The 18,942-nt window shown below is 73.3% G+C and carries 14 protein-coding genes and 2 pseudogenes; 11 read left to right on the top strand and 5 right to left on the bottom strand.

Annotation, left to right across the window (positions count from 1 at the left end; all coding sequences use genetic code 11):
* Window positions 1-16: 16 nt before the first annotated feature.
* Both MUY14_RS00520 and MUY14_RS00515 read right to left on the bottom strand, forming a co-directional pair.
* Window positions 17-1,618, bottom strand: coding sequence for a carboxylesterase/lipase family protein (locus MUY14_RS00520; RefSeq protein WP_247019668.1), 1,602 nt, complete (start codon window positions 1,616-1,618; stop codon window positions 17-19).
* Between the two features lie 153 nt (window positions 1,619-1,771).
* Window positions 1,772-4,990, bottom strand: a complete 3,219-nt coding sequence (locus MUY14_RS00515) for a BTAD domain-containing putative transcriptional regulator (RefSeq protein ID WP_247019667.1) — start codon at window positions 4,988-4,990, stop codon at window positions 1,772-1,774.
* Window positions 4,991-5,314: 324 nt separating this feature from the next.
* Between MUY14_RS00515 and MUY14_RS00510 the strand changes: the two genes are divergently transcribed.
* The 5 genes and pseudogenes from MUY14_RS00510 to MUY14_RS00495 all read left to right on the top strand — a co-directional run.
* On the top strand, window positions 5,315-6,274 hold the full coding sequence (locus MUY14_RS00510; RefSeq protein WP_247019666.1) for a helix-turn-helix transcriptional regulator: 960 nt from the start codon (window positions 5,315-5,317) through the stop codon (window positions 6,272-6,274).
* 186 nt (window positions 6,275-6,460) lie between these two features.
* Window positions 6,461-6,727 carry a hypothetical protein gene (locus MUY14_RS00505; protein WP_247019665.1) on the top strand — a complete coding sequence of 89 codons (267 nt, stop codon included), beginning with the start codon at window positions 6,461-6,463 and terminating at the stop codon, window positions 6,725-6,727.
* Between the two features lie 44 nt (window positions 6,728-6,771).
* The gene (locus tag MUY14_RS47065) at window positions 6,772-6,885 is read left to right on the top strand and encodes a DUF4383 domain-containing protein (protein WP_315863252.1); all 114 of its coding nucleotides are present in this window, start codon (window positions 6,772-6,774) and stop codon (window positions 6,883-6,885) included.
* A gap of 1 nt (window position 6,886) precedes the next feature.
* A complete protein-coding gene (locus MUY14_RS00500; protein ID WP_315863251.1) occupies window positions 6,887-7,174 on the top strand; it encodes a DUF4383 domain-containing protein in 288 nt (95 codons plus the stop codon).
* A pseudogene (locus MUY14_RS00495) lies at window positions 7,131-7,517 on the top strand (VOC family protein); the annotation flags it as partial. The gene MUY14_RS00500 and the pseudogene MUY14_RS00495, both read left to right, overlap by 44 nt.
* Window positions 7,518-7,560: 43 nt before the next feature.
* Here MUY14_RS00495 and MUY14_RS00490 read toward each other — a convergent pair.
* Window positions 7,561-8,582: pseudogene (locus tag MUY14_RS00490) on the bottom strand (NAD-dependent epimerase/dehydratase family protein).
* 168 nt (window positions 8,583-8,750) lie between these two features.
* On the opposite strand from MUY14_RS00490, the gene MUY14_RS00485 reads away from it, so the two are divergent.
* The 3 genes from MUY14_RS00485 to MUY14_RS00475 all read left to right on the top strand — a co-directional run bounded on the left by MUY14_RS00485 (window position 8,751) and on the right by MUY14_RS00475 (window position 11,619).
* Window positions 8,751-10,346: an ABC-F family ATP-binding cassette domain-containing protein gene (locus tag MUY14_RS00485; RefSeq protein WP_247019664.1), complete on the top strand. Its 1,596-nt coding sequence runs from the start codon at window positions 8,751-8,753 to the stop codon at window positions 10,344-10,346.
* A gap of 71 nt (window positions 10,347-10,417) precedes the next feature.
* A complete protein-coding gene (locus tag MUY14_RS00480; RefSeq protein ID WP_247019663.1) occupies window positions 10,418-10,849 on the top strand; it encodes an organic hydroperoxide resistance protein in 432 nt (143 codons plus the stop codon).
* Window positions 10,849-11,619, top strand: coding sequence for an alpha/beta fold hydrolase (locus MUY14_RS00475; protein WP_247019662.1), 771 nt, complete (start codon window positions 10,849-10,851; stop codon window positions 11,617-11,619). Before MUY14_RS00480 ends, MUY14_RS00475 begins: the two co-directional genes overlap by 1 nt.
* Before the next feature lie 60 nt (window positions 11,620-11,679).
* Here the strand turns inward: MUY14_RS00475 and MUY14_RS00470 are convergent, their stop codons facing one another.
* Both MUY14_RS00470 and MUY14_RS00465 read right to left on the bottom strand, forming a co-directional pair.
* Complete coding sequence (locus MUY14_RS00470) at window positions 11,680-12,705, bottom strand: alpha/beta fold hydrolase (RefSeq protein ID WP_247019661.1); 1,026 nt, start codon at window positions 12,703-12,705, stop codon at window positions 11,680-11,682.
* A gap of 92 nt (window positions 12,706-12,797) precedes the next feature.
* Window positions 12,798-15,545, bottom strand: a complete 2,748-nt coding sequence (locus tag MUY14_RS00465; RefSeq protein WP_247019660.1) for an AAA family ATPase — start codon at window positions 15,543-15,545, stop codon at window positions 12,798-12,800.
* A 142-nt stretch (window positions 15,546-15,687) separates the two neighbouring features.
* Between MUY14_RS00465 and MUY14_RS00460 the strand changes: the two genes are divergently transcribed.
* The 3 genes from MUY14_RS00460 to MUY14_RS00450 all read left to right on the top strand — a co-directional run bounded on the left by MUY14_RS00460 (window position 15,688) and on the right by MUY14_RS00450 (window position 18,942).
* Window positions 15,688-17,214 carry a tannase/feruloyl esterase family alpha/beta hydrolase gene (locus MUY14_RS00460; RefSeq protein WP_247019659.1) on the top strand — a complete coding sequence of 509 codons (1,527 nt, stop codon included), beginning with the start codon at window positions 15,688-15,690 and terminating at the stop codon, window positions 17,212-17,214.
* A 343-nt stretch (window positions 17,215-17,557) separates the two neighbouring features.
* Window positions 17,558-17,800, top strand: coding sequence for a DUF6130 family protein (locus tag MUY14_RS00455; protein WP_315863314.1), 243 nt, complete (start codon window positions 17,558-17,560; stop codon window positions 17,798-17,800).
* A gap of 74 nt (window positions 17,801-17,874) precedes the next feature.
* Window positions 17,875-18,942, top strand: coding sequence for an aldo/keto reductase (locus MUY14_RS00450; protein ID WP_247019658.1), 1,068 nt, complete (start codon window positions 17,875-17,877; stop codon window positions 18,940-18,942).

Below are 18,942 nucleotides of genomic sequence, written 5' to 3'. Positions count from 1 at the left end.
TCGGTACCAACGGGTTTCAGGCTCCCGGCGGAGGCGGCACGGTCGCCCAGAAGTCGCACTGGCTGCGCGTCGCCAGGTCGATCTTCTGGTTGCCGCCGGCGGACGCGAGGTCCAGCGACAGCGCGTCACGCGCCGTTCCCGTGCTGAAGCGCGGCCACGCGGGCAGGCCCGAAGCGTTCGGGTCGCCGGTGCGGGCGAACGTCGACCAGTACTTCACCATCTGGTCGGAGAGCGCTTGCTGCGGCGCGTTCAGCGTCGCACCGGTGAACTTCGGGAACAGGTAGTTCAGCTCCGCGCCGTGCTCGGCACCCTCGTCGAAGCCGGGGATGTCGACGACCGGCGGGGCCGTGCGGTCGGAGAACTGGTAGACGAACAGCTTGGCCTGCCCGGCGATCGCGGCGCGGTACGCCGTGACGTGCTGGCAGGTGGCGAGCTGGTCGTCCCCGGCGTCGCTGAGCACCTGCGACAGCGCGAGACCCGGCGTCGGGTACGCGGCCGCGGGGTACTTCGCCAGCACGCGGTCGGCGTCCACGCCGAAGGTGTTCCGGATGATCCGCGGGTACGACTCGGCGGTGACCGGGTTGCCCGCGGCGTCGTACTGGATGCTGACGATCAGCCGCATCTCGTCGCGGTTGTTGCCCCACAGCATCGGCACGCGGTTGAACCTGCCCTGCCGGAACGCGTCGATCGGCTGCAGCGGCTGTTCGCTGCCCCCGGCCACCGGCCCCTGCGGCAGCGGCGGCCACGCCTGCATCAGTGCCTTGACGTCGGTCTTGCCGCGCAGGCAGTTCGCGGCGGTGGCGGCGTCGGCGCAGCCGGACTGCGTGGCCACGGTCGTGCCCATGGTCTCGGCGGCGTCCTTGGTGAGCAGCGGCGAGCCGCAGCTGTAGGTCTCGCCGATGGCGCGCTGGAACAACCCGGCCGAGGCGGGTGAGGCGAGGTGGATGCACGCGGCCCCGGCGCCGGCGGACTGGCCGCCGATGGTGATGTTGCCCGGGTTCCCGCCGAAGCCGGCGATGTTGCGCTGCACCCACTTCAGCGACGCGCGCTGGTCCTGGATGCCGAAGTTGCCGGACTGCACGCCGGGCGTCTCGCCGTCGAGCGACGGCAGCGCGAGGAAGCCCAGCACGCCGACGCGGTAGTTGACGGTGACGACCACGACGTCACCCTGCGCGGCCAGGCGCGCGGCGTCGTAGGTGGAGCTGGTGCCGTTCTGGAAACCGCCGCCGTAGAACCAGACGACCACCGGCTTGACCCCGGCGGTCTTCGGCGCGAAGACGTTCAGGTAGAGGCAGTTCTCCTCGTAGGACTCGATGATCCCGCCGAGGCCGCCGAGCTGCGCGCACTGGCTGCGGAAGTTCGTGGCGTCGAGGACGCCGTCCCACGCCTTCGCGGCCTGCGGTGCCCGCCAGCGCAGCGCCCCGACCGGCGGGGCGGCGTACGGCACGCCCTTGAACGTCACCAGGTCGGCGGCCGCGGTCCCGCGGACCACGCCGGTCTCGGTGAGCGCCAGCTCCCCGACGTACTTCGCCTCACCGGCGGCCGCCGGACCGGCGACCCCCGACACCGCGAGCGCGACCACGGCACCGACCGCGGCGACGGCTCTACCCCATCTCATCAAAGCTCCGAAGGTTCTCTCGCCGGAAGGGACGGTCGGGACGCTAGGCGCGCCCGCTTCCAATCCGCTTCCCCCGGCAAGCACGCGCGGCGCGGACGTCATGAACGACTCGTTCATCGCGTCAGGCGAGGTGAACGAGTCGTTCATGGCTTCTCAGAGGCGGGCGAGCACCTCGCGGGCGCGGGTCTGCAACGCGGGGAGCCCGGCCGCCAGCCGCAGGCCTTCGCCGCACAGGCGGCGCGCTTCCTCTCGCCGCCCCTGACCCGCGTGGGCGCGGGCCAGCGCGAGCAGGCAGCGGACCTCGATCAGGCGCAACCCGCCGCCGCGGGCCAGGTCGAGGGCTTCCGTGCCGATCAGCAGGACCTCCGCGTGGTCGCCGCGGGCGCCGTGGACCGCCGCCATGCCGCTCAGCGCTTCCGCCACGTGCCACGGCGAACCCCAGTGCCGGGCCACCGCGACCGCCTCCTGCTGGTGGCGGACCGCCGAGCACGTCTCCCCCAGCGCCGCCTCCGCCCTGGCCAGCGCGTTGAGCGCGCCCACTTCGGTCTCGCGGTTCTGTTCCTGACGCGCGATCTCCAGCCCCTGCACGGCTTGCGCGCGGCCCTGCTCGAACTCGCCGAGGTCGATCGACACCAGGCTCAGCCCGCACAGCGCCGAACCCTGGCCGTACGGGTGGGAGTGCGCCTTGTGCAGGTCGAACGCCCGGGTCAGCGACCGCCGCGCGCCCGGCAGGTCACCTTGCAGCCGCTGGACGACGCCGATCCCGACGAGCACCACCGCCTCCCCCAGCTGGTAGCCCTCGGCGACCGCGAGCTCCAGCGCCTCGTCGAGGCACGCGCGGGCCGCGTCGAGCAGGCAGCGCTGCCGGTGCACCGAAGCCAGGTTGTTCAGCACGCTCACCTGGCCCAGCCGGTAGCCGGACTGCCGCTGCAGCTCCAGCGCCAGCTCGAACTGCGAAGCCGCCTCCTCGAACCGGCCGGCGACCCGCAGCGCGATGGCGGACGCGTTGAGCGCGGCGGCCTTGCCCTCGGGCCAGTCCACGCGCTCGAACACGCGCAGCGCCTCGGTCATCCACTCGACGGCCTGCTCGTGCCGTTCCCGGTGGACGAACGCCAGGCCGATGCTCTGCGCGGTGACCGCTTCCACCGCGGGCACGTCGAGGCGGCGCGCGGCGGCCAGGACCGTGGTCGCGATGTCGACCCACTCGACCCGCCGTCCCCGGTGGTAGAACGCCGAGCGCACGGCGTCGGCGAGGTACCAGGCGATCGGGTACGGCCCGTCGGTGACCGCCTGCGTGACGACGGCGCAGAGGTTCTCGTGCTCGGCGTCGAGCCAGGCCGCGGCCTCGGCGGAGTCGGCGAAGGAGAGGGGGTTCGCCGGCACCACGGCGGGCTCGCGCGGCAGCCGCGGGTCGTGCCGTCTGCCGAAGATCCGTTCGGCCGCGTCCGCGCCGGAGAGGTACAGCTCGACGAACCGGCGCCACGCCCGGGCCCGCGCCGCCGGGGCTTCGTGCGCCCCGGCCTGCCGCAGCGCGTACGCCCGCAGCAGGTCGTGCAGCCGGTAGCGCCCGGCCACGTGCTGTTCGACCAGGTGTGCCGCGGCCAGCAGCCGCAGCTGCCGCGCCACCGTGTCGACCGGGTCGCCGGTGAGCGCCGCGGCGCCGCGGGCGGTGAAGTCGGCGCACGAAGCCAGGCCGAGCAGCCGGAACAGCCGCCGCAGCTCCGGGGCGAGCGCCTCGTAGGAGACGGCGAACGCCCGCGTCACGGCGCTCTCCTCCGCCCCGTCCACGACGAGCTGCTTGAGCCGGTCGCCCTTGGCTAGGTCCGCGGCCATCGCGGCGACCGTGGTGTCCGGGCCGGTCGCGATGTTCGCGGCGGCGATCCGCAGCGCCAGCGGCAGGTGCCCGCACAGCTCGGCCAGCTCCCCGGCCGCCGCCGGCTCGGCCGCCACCCGGCCTTCGCCGAGCACGCCGCCGAGCAACGCCCGCGAGTCGGCCTCGGTCAGCGCGCCGAGGCCGAGGGAGAACGCGCCGTACTCGGCGACCAGCCTGCCGAGCCGGTGACGGCTGGTGACCAGCACCGTCCCGGTCGGCGGCAGCAGCGGCAGGACCTGCTCGGCGTCGCGGACGTTGTCGAGCACGAGCAGCACCTGGCGGTCGGCGAGCAGCGACCGGTAGAGCCCGGCCTGCGCGTCGACCTCCTCCGGGATCCGCCGCGGGTCGGCGCCGAGCGCGCGCAGCAGCTGGGCCAGCGCGACCGCCGGCTCCATCGGCTCGCGGTCGGCGTCGAACCCGCGCAGGTTGACGTACAGCTGCCCGTCCGGGAACCGCTCGCGCACGCGGTGGGCCCAGTGCAGCGCGAGCGCGGTCTTCCCGACGCCGGGGATGCCGTGCACGAGCCAGACGTCCGACGCGTAGGAGCCGGCGCGCGCGGCGAGCTGGCGGTCCAGCTGCGCCAGCTGTTCGGTCCGCCCGGCGAAGCCCCGGACGTCTCGGGGCAGTTCGGCGGGCCGGGCCGGGACGACGACCTCGCCCACCGGCGCCGGCGGCTCGGGCGGCTCGTCGCCCTCGCCCTTGAGCACCTGCAGGTGCATCGCCCGCAGCCGCTCGCCGGGTTCGACGCCCAGCTCGGCGTCGAGGCGCTCGCGGGTCGCGGTGTAGACCTCCAGCGCTTCCGGCGTCCGGCCGGACCGCTGCAGCGCGAGCATCAGCTGCTCCTGCAGCCGCTCGCCGAAGGGGTATTCGTCGACGAAGTGGCGCAGCTCCCGCACGACGTGCGTGTGCCGTCCGGTGGTGAGTTCGGCGTCGAAGAGCGTCTCGAGCGCGCTCATCCGCTGCTCGGCCAGGAGCTGGCCGCTGCGCCGGACGAGCACGTCGGTGACCCCGCCCAGCGGCGGCCCCTGCCACAGCTCCAGGACCGCGCGCAGGCGTTCGACGCCCCGGCGCGGCTCCCCGCTCTCGATCAGCCGCCGCGCGTCCTTGGCGACGTCGTCGAAGAGCTCGGTGTCCAGTTCGCCGGGCCCGACCTCGATCAGGTACCCCGGTTCGCGGCGCACGATCACCTCGCGGCCGAGCAGTTTGCGCAGCTCCCAGACGCGCACCTGCAGCTGCCCGCGCGCGCTGGCCGGCGGGCGGTCTTCCCACAGCAGTTCGATCAGCTGGTCTTCCGAGACGACCTGGTTGGCGTTGAGCAGCAACGCGGCCAGGACGGTCCGCTGCTTCGGGCCGCCGAGCCGGGCGGGCCCGTCGACGCCGACCGCCGACACCGGCCCGAGCAGGCGGTACTTGAGGTCCGTGAAGGCCGGGAGCGTCAGCACGGGCGCCGGCCGGGTTCGCACCGGCACGGACCGGTACGAGACTTCGTCGGCCGTCATCGGCGTCCTCCGGCGCGCCGGAGGAACCGCGCTCTGCGTGCGTCGTTCGTCATGCGGGCGTCCGCCTTCCCCAGTAAAGTTCAGCCCCAGTGACGGAAAGTGTTCAGATCGTCACCACGTCGTCCCCCGGCCGGGTGAAGACACTCTCGTCGAGCCGAACGTGCCAGCGGCGCGCGAGCAGCGTCAACCGGCTCGAAAACGTTTCGCGCCAGCCCGAAACGTCCACTCGGGACCCGAATTCCGGAACCTCTGTGACGTCGGGCCCGTGCCAGCGAAAACCCGCTCCACCAGGGCTATCCTCAGCCGGGAAGGGAGCGGGCGGCGTTGTTGAAAATTCACTTCACGGAAGCGGACCTGGCGCGGGTGACCATCGCCGAGGACGCCGACCCGATGTGGGAGCTGCTGATGAGCAGCTACCGGATCCGGCGTCCCGAAGGCGAACCGCTGTTCGGCCGGTGGCGCCGGGGATCACGCTCCGCAGTCCCCGAGTCCGGCCGGCTGCTCATGTCGGCGGTCCCGCCGTACGGCTACTGCCCCGACTTCCTCACCCCGGCCGGCGCCCGCACCATCGGCGAAGGCGTCTCGACGGTGCTCGAAACGACGTCCCCGGTGCTGGCCGCCGACGTCGCCGAGCTGGCGGCGCAGGGCACCCGCGTGCCGCCGTGGCTGCGGCGCCTCGGCGAGGGCGAACCCGCCGAACTGCGGCGCCTGGGCACGGCCCTGCACGACTACTACCGCCAGTGCGTGGCCCCGGACTGGCCGGCGGTGCGCCGCGCGGTCGCCCGCGACCGCCGCCGCCTGCAGTCCGGCCTGGACCGCGGCGGCCCGCAGCTGCTGCTGTCGACGTTGCACCCGGACATCACGTGGACCCCGCCGGTGCTGCGCGTCCGCTTCCCGATCGAGCAGGAACTGCACCTGGACGGCCGCGGCCTCCGGCTGATCCCGACGTTCTTCGCGCACGGCATGCCGACGACGTACAAGGACCCGGGCCTGCCCCCGGTGCTGGTCTATTCGATCAGCCACACGCGCTTCGACAGCGACGCGGAGCCGGGCCCGTCACTGGCGGCGCTGCTGGGCCACACGCGGGCGCGGGTGCTGATGACGGTCGCGATCACGCGCTGCAACACCAGCGAGCTGGCGGAGCTGACGGGGATTTCGCTGGCCACGGCGAGCCAGCACGCGTCGATCCTGCGGGCGAGCGGGCTGATCACGAGCGCGCGGTCGGGCAAGTCGCAGATCCACGAGATCACGCCGCTGGGCCTGGGGGTCATCCGGGCGAGCTGAGGGACTTGCCCCGGCGTGTTAGCCTGTCGCCGTGCAGCGCCCCACGATGTTCTCGCGACTCGTAGTCCGGCGCGCCGGCTGAACCCAGGTCGCCGGCGCGCAGCTCCGGCGATCGCGGATTCCCCGCGGCACCTCTTTCGGGACCTGGCCCCGATCCCATCCGCACTTCCCCGTGGAGATCACGCCATGTCCAGTCCCACGTCGTTCGCCACCCGCCCGGCCATGCTGCTGCGCCGCCGCATCGCCACGTACTTCACCGGTGGCGCCGGGGAAATCCCGGCGCTGGTCCGCGCGCTCGGTGGCACTTCGGTGCACGAGCTGTCCGTCGACATCAGGGACGGGGTCCGGGAGAGCAGCATGGTCTGCGCCGTCCTGCTGGGCGGCGACGAGATCGACGGTCTGCTCGAGCAGCTCCGCGCGTTGCCCGCGGTGGTTTCGGCCGAGCTCGCCTGACGCCGGGTCCGTTTGCCGGCGCGGCCGCCGGGTAGCCCGGGCCCATGACGGATGTGCGAGTTCGACGCAGTACCGCCCGGACCGCCGCGGCACTGTTCGGGATCGCGTTCCTGGCGGTGGGGGTGCTGGGGTTCGTCCCCGGGATCACCGCGGACTAAGGTGCACAACCTGGTCCACCTGCTGTTCGGTGTGCTCGGCGTGCCGGCCTCGCGCGCCAACGGGAGTTCGCGGGCGTTCCTGATGATCGGTGGCGGGGTTTACGTGCTGCTGTGGGTGTTCGGCCTGGCGATGGACCACGACAGCGCGGCGAACTTCCTCCCGATGGACAACGCCGACGACTGGCTGCACCTGGGTCTCGGAGTGGCGATGATCGCCACCGGCATCGCGACGGCCGCGGCGGATCGTGCGCGGGGGCAGTACCCGGAGCCGGAGAAGCAGGGCCGCTGAGGTGCTCCGGCTCGGCTTCCCGGTGATCGGCGTCTCCGACGTCCCGCGCGCCACCGCCTTCTGGACGGCGGCGCTGAACCTCGTCGCCACCGACGAGTGGGCGAGCGAGGGCTGGCGCACCCTCGAGCACGCCGACGGCTCCGGGCGCGCCCTCGGGCTGATGTCCAGCGAATCGGTGCCCGAACCGTACCCGCGGATCCACCTCGACCTGCTCGTCGACACGACCGAGGAGCACGAGGCCGAAGTGGCCCGGCTCCTGCGGCTCGGGGCGTCCGAGGTGGCGTGGGACCGCTACCCGGCCGTCCCGGACTTCGTCGTGCTCGCCGGCCCGGACGGCAACCGCTTCTGCGTGGTCGACCTCAGCAGGGCTCCGTCGAGCGGCTGCCTCACGGCTTCCGGCCCACCCCGGTGGCGATCTCGTGCAGGCGGTGGCGGTCCGGGGCCAGCGGCGCGGTGTCCGCCCCGGCACCCGCACGCAGCCCGGCGAGGAACTCCTTCAGCGTGCCCGCGGCATCGTGGCGCGGCTGCCAGTCCAATTCGGACTGTGCGCGGCTCGTGTCGAGCAACGGCAGCCGCGGCACGGCGTCGAACAGCCCCGGTGTCGCCGGGACGGCGTGCAGGCGCCAGGCCGCGGCCACCGCGGCCCGGACCACGGCCGCCGGCACCGGGATCGTGCGGGCGCCCAGCAGGTCCGCGGCGAACCGCGCGTCCACCACCGGACCGGTCGCGATGTTGAACGCCCCTCGCACCGGCCGGGTCACCGCCCGGCGAACGGCGTCCGCGAGATCCGCTGTGTGCACGATCTGCGCACGCAGCCCGCGGACGTCCGGCACCACCGGGAGCAAGCTCGGACGCACCAGCGAGCCCGGGACGAAGGGCCCGGCGAAGAGCCGCCGCTGTTCGGTCGCCGCGGCGCGCTGGAACACGAACCCCGGCCGCAGGCGGACGACGGCCGGTTCCGGGTGCCGGGCCTCGAACGCGTCCAGGTACCGCTCCGGATAAGCTTTTCCCGCGTGCAGGCCGCTCCTGGCCAGCCGTGCGTCGGCCAGTCCTCGGTGACCGGCTCGTCGTCCGTCCGCGGGGAGTACGCCCCGATCGAAGACGTGTACACGAGTTTGGGCACGCCGGCGGCCGCCATCGCGTCGAACACCCGCATCGAGCCGAGGACGTTCGCACGCCACGTCCGTTCGGGACTGCGGGCCGGCTGGAACAGCCACGCCAGGTGCACGACCACGTCGGCGCCGCGAAAGTGCGGCACGAGGTCGTCGCGCTCGACGTCGGCCGTGACGACCCCCTCCGCCGGCCGCCTGGCCAGCCCGGCGACCGTGCCGACCTGCGGGTCGGCGCGCAAGGCGGCGACCACGCCCGTCCCGATGTTGCCGGTTGCTCCGGTGACGGCTACGCGCATGCACGGCGGCTACCCCGCACCCCGGCGGTCAACCCTGCTATCTTCGGAAGCGTGGCAGGTGACGTCGACATCTCCGGATAGCTCCGGAGCAGGCAGGCCCCCGGCAGCGCCGGTGCGGGCCGCCCTTGTCGACCACCTTTTCCGCCACCCTCCACAAAGGTCTTCACCGTGTCCGAAATCATTCTGTCCGGCCTGTCCTTCTCCTGGCCGGACGACACCCCCGTCTTCGACCGCCTCTCCGCCACCTTCCCCGGCGGGCGCACCGGGCTCGTCGCGCCCAACGGCGCCGGCAAGACGACGCTCCTGAAGCTCGTCGCCGGCACCCTGACCCCGTCGGCCGGCAGCGTCGTCACCGACGGCGTGCTCGGCTACCTCCCGCAGGACCTGCCGTTGAGCGGGGAGCCGTCCGTCGCCGAAATCCTCGGCGTGGCGCCGGTTCTGCGTGCGCTCGCCGCCGTCGAATCCGGGGACGCCGCCGAGGAGCACTTCACCACCATCGGCACCGATTGGGACGTCGAGGAACGCAGCCGCGCCCAGCTCGACCGGCTCGGGCTCGGCGACGTCGCGCTCGAGCGCACGCTCGGCTCCCTCAGCGGCGGCCAGATCGTCTCGCTGGGACTGGCCGCGCAGCTGCTGAAGCGCCCCGACGTGCTGCTGCTCGACGAACCCACGAACAACCTCGACCTCGACGCGCGGCGCAAGCTCCACGCCGTGCTCGACGACTGGTCCGGCTGCCTGCTCGTCGTCAGCCACGACCGCGCGCTGCTCGACCGGATGGACCGGATCGCCGAGCTCGACCGCGGGGAAATCCGGTTCCACGGCGGGAACTTCACGTCGTACGAAACGGCCGTCCGAGCCGCGCGTGAGGTCGCGGAGAAGAACATCCGCAGTGCCGAACAGGAAGTCAAGCGCGAGAAGCGGGAACTGCAGCAGGCGCGGGAACGCGCCGCGCGCCGGGCGAGCACCGCGTCGCGCAACCTCGGCAACGCCGGGCTGCCGAAGATCTTCGCCGGCACCATGAAGCGCAACGCCCAGGAGTCGGCGGGCAAGGCGGATGGCACGCACACCGCGCGGGTCGGCGCCGCGAAGGCCAAGCTCGACCAGGCCGAGCGCGAGCTGCGCACCGAGCAGAAGATCAGCCTGGAGCTGCCGCAGACGGTGGTCCCGGCGGGCCGGACGCTGTTCCTCGGCGAGGGCCTGCGCGTGCGCGACCTCTTCGGCACCGGCGTCGACCTCGCCATCCGCGGCCCCGAGCGGATCGCGCTCACCGGCCCCAACGGCGCCGGGAAGTCGACCCTGCTGCGGATCCTGCGGGGCGACCTCGAGCCCGGCGGCGGTGCGGTGTCCCGCGCCGACGGCCGGATCGCGTTCCTCTCCCAGCGGCTGGACCTGCTGGACGAGGACCGCTCGGTGGCCGAGAACCTGGCCGCGGCCGCCCCCGCGTTGCCGACGGCGCAGCGGATGAACCTGCTGGCCCGCTTCCTGTTCCGCGGCTCGCGTGTGCACCTGCCGGTCGGCGTGCTCTCCGGCGGGGAACGGCTGCGCGCCACGCTGGCCTGCGTCCTGTTCGCCGAACCGGCGCCGCAGCTGCTGCTGCTCGACGAGCCGACGAACAACCTCGACCTGGTGAGCACCGGACAGCTGGAGAGCGCACTGGCGGCGTTCCGGGGCGCGTTCGTCGTCGTCAGCCACGACGAACGGTTCCTCGACGCGATCGGCGTCGACCGGTGGCTGCGCCTGGAAAACGGTGACTTACACGGGTGACGTCGCACGACGGTCGCCGCGGGGGTGCCCGGATTCCTAGCGTGGTGCCATCACCCGCTGAAAGGAACACGATGTCCGAAGTCACCTACACCGCCGTCGCCACCTCCACCGCGGAGGGCCGCAACGGCGGCCGCGCGACCTCCGACGACGGCGCCCTCGACGTCACCCTCGCCGTCCCGAAAGCCTTCGGCGGCGCGGGCGACGGCACCAACCCGGAGCAGCTGTTCGCGGCGGGCTGGGCGTCCTGCTTCGTCGGTGCGGTGCGCCGCGTCGCGAGCGTGAAGAAGGTGCCGCTGAACGACCTCGCCGTCGTCGCGGAGGTCACCCTCCACCACGACACCGAAGCGGGCGAGTTCCAGCTCAGCGCCGTGCTGCACCTGGAGGCGACCGGTATCGACCAGGCCACCGCCGACGAGCTCGTCAACGGCGCGCACCAGGTGTGCCCGTACTCGAAGGCGACGCGCGGCAACATCGAGGTCACCCTCGACGCGACGGTCGCGTGATGAAACGCGCGCTCGGCGTCCTGGGCGTCGCGGCGGTCGTCGGGGCGGGCGTGCTCACCGCCGCCACCCCCGGCGCCGCCGTGACGTCGCACCCGAAGCCGACGGTCGTGCTGGTCCACGGCGCGTTCGAGGACGCGTCGGCGTGGACCCCGGTCACCCGCCGGCTGCTGGCCGAGCACTACCCGGTGCTCGCGCCGGCGGTCCCGCTGCGCGGCGTCGCGGCGGATGTGGCTTCGCTGCAAGGGGTCCTGGATTCCGTGCCGGGCCCGAAGATCCTCGTCGGGCACTCGTACGGCGGGCTGCTGATCAGCGAGCTGGCGGGCTCGACGTCCGAGGTGAAGGCGCTGGTCTACGCGGCGGCGTTCATCCCGGAGGCGGGCGAGACGGCGGGTCAGCTGAACGCCCGGTTCCCGGGCTCGCTGATCGGCCCGTCGACGACGCACGCGGTCGGCCCGGACCTGTTCGTGAACGCGGCGAGCTACCCCTCGCTGTTCGCCGCGGGCCTGCCGGCCCTGGACACCGCGGTCGCCGCAGCGGGCCAGCGCCCGATCCTGGCGGCGGCGTTCGACGAGAAGGTGCTCTCCACGGCCCCTTCGGGGATTGCGAAGTACGCACTGGTTGCGACGCGCGACCAGGCGATTCCCCCGGCGGCGGAACGCTTCGAGGCCCGGCGCGCCCACGCGTCGATCACCGAGGTGCCCTCCCCGCACGCGATCGCGTCGGCGGCTCCCGACGCCGTCGTCGACGTGATCCACCGCGCGTCCCGCTGAGTGCCGGTCGTGAGTGTTCAGGAGGGTTAGAACCCGCCTGCACACTCACGACCGGCCACGTCACATCCGGTCGGCGTCCACAATGGCCTGGGCGAACGGCTTGGGGGCCTCCTGCGGCACGTTGTGGCCGATCCCGTCGAGGACCCGGTGTTCGTACTTGCCCGTGAACTTCGCGCGGTACGCCTTACCGTCCTTGGCCGCCGCGTCGAAGTCGCTGCCGATCGTGATCGACGGGACCGTGATCGCCGGGCCGGTGGCCAGCTTCTGCTCGTAGGCGTCGTACTGCGGCTCGCCCGGGGCGAGGCTCAGGCGCCAGCGGTAGTTGTGGACGACGATGGCCACGTGGTCCGGGTTGTCGAACGCCGCCGCGCTGCGGTCGTACGTCGCGTCGTCGAAGTGCCACGCCGGGGACGCCGTCTTCCAGATCAGCTTGTTGAAGTCGTGACGGTTCGCCGCGTAGCCCGCGCGGCCGCGCTCGGTCGCGAAGTAGTACTGGTACCACCAGCCGAGTTCCGCCTGCGGCGCCAGGGGTTTCTGGTTGGCCACCAGGTTCGTGACGATGTACCCGCTCACCGCGACGACCGCCTTGCATCGCTCCGGGAACAGCGCCGCGATGATGTCGACCGTCCGCGCGCCCCAGTCGTAGCCGCCCAGGACGGCCTTGTCGATCTTGAGCGCGTCCATCAGCGCGACGACGTCGAGCGCCACCGCGGCCTGCTGCCCGTTGCGGACGGTCGCCGCCGACTTGAAGACCGTCGGCCCGTAGCCGCGCAGGAACGGGATGATCACCCGGTAGCCGGCCGCGGCCAGGATCGGCGCGACGTCGACGTAGCTGTACGGGTCGTACGGCCAGCCGTGCAGCAGCACCACCGGCTGCCCGGTCGCCGGGCCGGCCTCGAAGTACGCCATGTCCAGCACCCCGGCGCCGACGTGCTTGACCTCGCCGAGCGAGGTGTGCTCGCCGGACCCGGCCCGCAGGTCGGGTGCCGTGGACGCGGCGGGGGCGGCCGGGGACGAGCAGGCCGCCAAGGAGGTCGCCGCCAGTCCCGCCGCGAACGCCTGCCCGAACCTTCTCCTGCTGATCATCGTGACTCCTGCGCGAAAGACTGTGGGACTTTCACGACGTTAGGGAGTGTCCGGTGAGCTGCGCGCCCGTCAGGTGACGCAGCGGGTGTAAGTCACCCTTCCAGGGCCTTCAGCGTCCCGGCGAGGTCGGCGCGCGAACTCACGCCGAGCTTGGGGAAGATCCGGTGCAGGTGCGTGCCGACGGTCCGGTGCGAAAGGTACAGCCGCTGCCCGATCTCCCGGTTCGTCAGCCCCTCCGCGGCCAGCTGCGCGATGCTCAGCTCGTGCGGGGTGAGCTTGTCCCGGGCGTCCGGACCGCGGTTCGGGCTCGACTCGCCCGCGCCGCGCAGCTCGCGCCGGGCCCGCTCGGCCCACGTCGTCATGCCGAGCGCGTCGAACGTCTCGCGGGCGGTGCGCAGGTGCGTCCGCGATTCGACGACCCGCCGCTGCCGCCGCAGCCACTCGCCGAACGCCAGGTGGACGCGGCCGCGTTCGGCGGGCCAGCCGGCCAGGTCGGCCTGCAGCGCTTCGGCGAACCGCTCGTCGCACGGGTCGAGCACGGCGCGCGCGTACCGCAGCCCGATGTGCAGCGCGGGTGACGGCGAGCCGAGGCGCTCCAGCTCGGCCAGGATGTCCCGCACCGCGTCGGTCTGCCCGGCCCGGACGGCGGCTTCGGTCAGCTCGGCGACGCAGTAGGCGCGCAACGCCAGCTGGTACGCGGGGTCGGCGGGATCGAGCAGCCGGCGAAGGTCGGCGAAGGCGTCCTCGAAGCGCCCTTCGCCGAGGTTGACGAGACCACGCGTGAGCTGGACGGTGGCGAGCACCGGCCGCGCCCCGGCGGCGAGCCCGGCGCGTTCGGCCTCCGCGGCCAGCGCCCCGGCCTGCCGGTGGTCACCCCGCAGCGCCGCGATCTCGGCCTGGACGGCGGTGGCCAGCCCGGCCATGAACGGCTGCCCGGTCTCCTGCGCGAACCGAGCCGCCTCCGCCGCGGCGGGCACGGCGCCGGCCAGGTCCCCGAGCCGCACGCGGCTCCAGGCGAGCACGGCGAGCGCGCGCGGCAGCAGCCCGAGCCGCCCCTGCGCGCGCAGGCCGGGCGCGGCGGCCGCGGAGAACCGGGCGGCGAGGTCGAAGGCGCCGACCTGCAGCGCGGCGCTGCCGAGGTACCGGTCGACCTCGGGATCGGCCCCGGTCCGCGCGACCAGCGCCCGAAGGTGCCCGAGGACGGCCTCGCCCCGCTCGAACGGCGCGACGTACGCGGTGACGGCCACGATCCGCGGGTCGTCGGCCGGGACGGGCAGCAGGTCGGCGACGTCGAGCAGCGCTTGCCTCGCGGCGGCCCCGGGCTCGGTCCAGAAGCAGCGCATGGCGGCGCTCCAGAGGATCCGCATGGCGGCGTCGCGCTCCCCGTCGGCCGCGACGGCCCGCGCGACCTCGGCCAGCTCGGCGACGCGCGCGGGATCTTCGCGGACGCCGTCTTCGAACTCGCTGAGCAGCCGGCTCGCGGTGGCCCGGCGTCGAGGGTCGGCGGGCCGGGCTTCGCGGACCAGCCGTTCGGCGGTCTCCCGCCGTCCCGATTCGACGGCCAGTTCGGCGGCCTTGAGCAGCCGATCGGCCCGCGGCCCGGGCGCACAGCTGAGCCGAGCGGCCTGTTCGAGCGCGGCGATCGCGGCGGCGGCTCCGCCCCGGTACCGGGCGCGTTCGGCCGTGCGCTCGAGTTCTTCGGCGACGGCTTCGTCGGGCCCGGCGGTGGCGGCGGCCTGGTGCCAGGCGCGGCGGTCGGGTTGGTCTTGAAGGGCTTCGACGAGGGCGAGGTGGGCCCGGCGCCGGTCGAGAGCGTTGGCGGCGGCCGGGATGGCGGAGCGCATGAGGGGGTGGCGGAAGGTGAGAACGCCGGCGGTGAGTTCGATCAGCCGAGCCTCGACGGCGGGGGCGAGGATTCCGGGATCGGCGCTGGTGGTGGGAGAGTCGGCCGCCGCACCTTGCCCGGCGCCGGTCGCGGGCGCGTCGTCCGCGAGCAGTGTGCTGGTCGCCGTCAGCGTCTCCGCCAGTGAAGTCGTCTCGTTCAGCGCCGCCACCAGCAACGCCGTCCGCGTCGCCGCCGGCAACGCCGCCACCCGGGCCGTGAACGTGCGCTCCAGCCGCTCCGTCAACGGCAGCACCGGGTCCAGCCCGTCCAGCTCGGCCACCGCCGCCGGCAGCTCCGTCAACGCCAGCGGGTGGCCCGCCGCCTCGGCCAGCAACCGCGTCCGGACCGCCGGGGCCAGCCGCGGCGCCACCGAGTCCAGCAGCTCCGCCGCGTCGTCGGCCGCCAGCCGATCCAGCGGCATCGGCGCCAGACCCGCGTCGAGCAGCGGTGACTCCGCCCCCTCGCGCAGCGTGGCGACCAGTACTACCGGCTCGGTCTCGATCCGCCGCGCGACGAACGCCAGAACGTCCGCGCTCGCGCGGTCCAGCCAGTGCACGTCCTCCGCAACCAGCAGCAACGGCTTCGCCACGGCCTCCTCGGCCAGCAACGTCAGCGCCGCGAGCCCCACCAGGTAGGCGCTCGGCTCAGCGCCGTCCGCCAGCCCCAGCGCCGTCCGCAGGGCGTCACGCTGCGGCGCCGGCAGCGCGGCCGCCCCGCCACGGACCGGGTACAGCAGCTGGTGCAGCCCGGCGTACGCGAGGTTCTGCTCGCCCTCGGCGCCGGTCGTGCGCAGCACCCGCAGCCCGGCGACCGACGCCGCGGCCGCCGTCTCCGTCACCAGCGCGGACTTGCCGATGCCCGCTTCGCCGCGGATGAGCACCCCGGCCCGGTCTTCCGGGCCGTCGACGAGCTCGCCCAGCTCCTTCAGCTCGGTTTCCCGGCCACGCAGCACCATGGAAACGACCTTACCCAACGCACGTTTTCGCAGTTCAGCGCCGAGTGACGTACATCGACAGCGTCACCCGACGGGCGCGGCGCCCCCGGGCCGGCACCTAGCTTTCGCAGCGGATGAAAGACGCAAGCGATCAGAGAGACCGATGAGACGCATACTCCTCGCGGCCGCCGTGCCGCTCCTGCTGACCACCGTCACGCAGCTCGCACCCGCCGCCTCGGCTTCGGCCGCGCCGGCGTGCGCCGCCGTCGCGGTGCCGGCCCCGCCCGGCGCGAAGGTCGAATCCGTGTCGGCGGAGCGCAAGACCGACGCGCCCGCGTTCTGCCAGATCACCGTGACCCTCACCCACGACGGCCACGACCACGTCAAGGTCGTCGTCGGGCTGCCCGAATCCGGCTGGACCGGGCGCCTGCAGGCCCTCGGCGGCAGCGCCTACGCCGCCGGCGAGTCCGGGGCGCCGTTCACCCAGGCGGTCAAGGACGGCTACAGCGCCGTGACGACCGACGCCGGGGTGTCCGCGAACCCGCTCGACACGTCGTGGGCGCTGACCGCCGGCGGCAAGGTCGACCGCACCCTGCTGACGAACTTCGCCACCCGGTCGGCCCACGAAGAGGCCGTGCTCGGCAAGGCCGTCACGGAACGCCACTACCAGCGGCCGATCACGTTCTCCTACTGGACCGGCTGCTCCACCGGCGGCCGCCAAGGCTACTCGGAGGCCCAGAACCACGCCGGCGACTTCGACGGCATCCTCGCGAACGCCCCGGCCGTCGAGTGGTCGCAGTTCGCGGTCGCGACGCTCTGGCCGCAGGTCGTGATGAACAACGAGCACGATTTCCCCAGCAACTGCGTGCTTTCGGCGTTCCAGAAGGCCGCGGTGCAGACGTGCGACGCGCGTGACGGCGTCACCGACGGCATCATCGATCACCCGGACGAGTGCAGCTACGACCCCCGCAGCCTGGTCGGCACGAAGGTCGTCTGCGACGGCCACGAGTTCACCGTGACCGCGGCCGACGCCGAGGTCATGCGCAAGATCTGGGCCGGGCCGACCGACGAGCGCGGCCGCAAGCTGTGGGCCGGGCTGCCGAAGGGCGCGGACTACACGTGGGTCGCGGGCACGCAGGCCGGACCCGACGGCACGCTGACCGCGCCGGGCTTCCCGGTGGCCGTCCTGTGGGTGCAGTCGTTCCTCGAGAAGCAGCCGGGCTTCGACACCTCGAAGCTGACGTACGCGCAGTACCGGGACGTCTTCCGGCAGTCGGTGCGCGAGTACGACGGCGTGATCGGCACGTCGGACCCCGACCTGTCGGCGTTCCGCCGCTCCGGCGGCAAGCTGCTGACCTACGTCGGCACGAGCGACCAGCTCATCCCGCCCGGCGGCGCGCTGTACTACCGCCAGCAGGTCGAGCGCGCACTGGGCGGCCCGCAGCGGGTGAACGACTTCTACCGGCTGTTCCTGGCCCCGGGCGTCGAGCACTGCGGCGGCGGCATCGGCCCGCAGCCGTCGAACCCGCTGGGCGCGCTGGTCGACTGGGTCGAGCACGGCAAGGCCCCGGCCACCCTCGCGGCGGCGACCGCGAGCGGCGCGACCCGTGACCTGTGCGCGTACCCGAAGGTCTCGCGCTACACCGGCCACGGCGACCCGGCCACGGCGGCGAGCTACCGCTGCCGCTGAGTCCACGCGCCCCGATGCGGCCGGCCCCACCGCATCGGGGCGCCTGCCCGGCGACGTACGCCGGCAGCGTCGTCCGGCGGGCGCGAAGCCGATCATCGAGAACCTGGCGTCGAAGGCATGCCGCACCTGATCCGCGGAGCCGTTCTGACCGCCGTCGTCGCGCTCGCCGCCGCCTGTTAGGCGAGCGCGGCGCCGCCCGCACCACCCGCCACCCCGGCCGGCTGGGCCCCGGCGCAGGTCGTCCCGCTCCCCTCACAGCCGCCGCCCGCGCTCGTCGTCGACGCGCCGCTGCCCGAGCAGCTCGCCATGGGGCTCGTCGTGCTCCGGCTACCGCGCGGAGAACCTGCGGATCGTCCCGGTCTACGGCCCCGCGGCCCTCGACGTCTCCCCGCGCGTCGGCCACATCCACGTGACGGTCGACGACGCGCCGTGGCACTGGGCCGACGCCAGTGGCGAGCCGCTCATCATCCAGGCGCTGCCGCCGGGTCCGCACCGGCTGTGGATCGGGCTCGCCGACCCCGCCCACAAGGTGCTGGACAGCAAGACGGTGAGCTTCGTGGTGCCCCCGGGTGGCGGCCACCACTAGTGGACTTGCGGGTCCAAAAATGTGCGGGCACGGTGGAGAAGTCAACGGATTTCCCTTTCCCAGGAGCACTTCCCATGCCTCTCGACCAGTACTACCTCCTCGGCCGCTCCGGTCTGCGCGTGAGCAGGCTCGCCCTCGGCACGATGAACTTCGGCACCGGCGGCTTCCACGCGGCCTACGGGAAGACCGAGGACGAGGTCCGCCCGATCTTCCGCAAGTACCTCGACGAAGGCGGCAACTTCCTCGACACGGCGGACTTCTACACGGCGGGCGAAAGCGAAACGATCCTCGGCAAGCTGATCGCCGAGACGGGCACGCGCGACCGGGTGGTCCTGACCACCAAGTTCACCAACAGCGTCGACCCGGCCGACCCCAACGCGGGCGGCAACGGGCGCAAGCACATGATCCGCGCCCTGGAGGCGTCGCTGCGCCGGCTGGGCACCGACTACGTCGACCTGTTCCTGCTGCACACGTGGGACCGCATCACCCCGGTGGAGGAGGTCGTCCGCACGTTCGACGACCTCGTCCGCGCGGGCAAGATCCGCTACCCGGGTCTGTCCGACGTCCCGAGCTGGTACGCGGCCCGCGCCCAGACGTACGCCGAGGCCCATTCGCTGGCCCCGATGATCAACCTCCAGCTGCCGTATTCCCTGGTGCAGCGCGAGATCGAGACCGAGCACGTCCCGATGGGCCAGGAACTGGGCCTGGGCGTCACGGCCTGGAGCCCCCTGGCCGGCGGCTTCCTGACGGGCAAGTACCGCAACGGCGGCGCGGGCCGCTTCAGTGACGCGGACAACCAGTGGACCGACCGCGATTGGCAGCTGCTGAAGCCGCTGGAGCAGGTGGCGGCCCAGCTGGGCGTGACGATGGCCCAGGTGGCGATCAACTGGGTGGCCACCCAGCCGGGCATCGCGTCGGCGATCGTGGGCGCCAGCAGTGCCGAGCAGCTGGGCAAGAGCATGGCCGCGTTGGACTTCGAGCTCCCGGCCGAGCAGCGGAAGCTGCTGGACGAGGCGAGCGCGGTCGCGCCGGCGTCGGTGTACCGGATGTTCACGGCGGAGTACCAGAACTGGATCGTGAGCCCGGGCTTGAAGGTGGGCACCAAGCCGGCGGGCTACGCACCGGCGGTCCGGAACTGGTGA

This window comes from Amycolatopsis sp. FBCC-B4732 (genome assembly GCF_023008405.1).
Classification (GTDB): Bacteria; Actinomycetota; Actinomycetes; order Mycobacteriales; family Pseudonocardiaceae; genus Amycolatopsis; species Amycolatopsis pretoriensis_A.
This window is presented reverse-complemented; position numbering and strand designations above follow the sequence as displayed.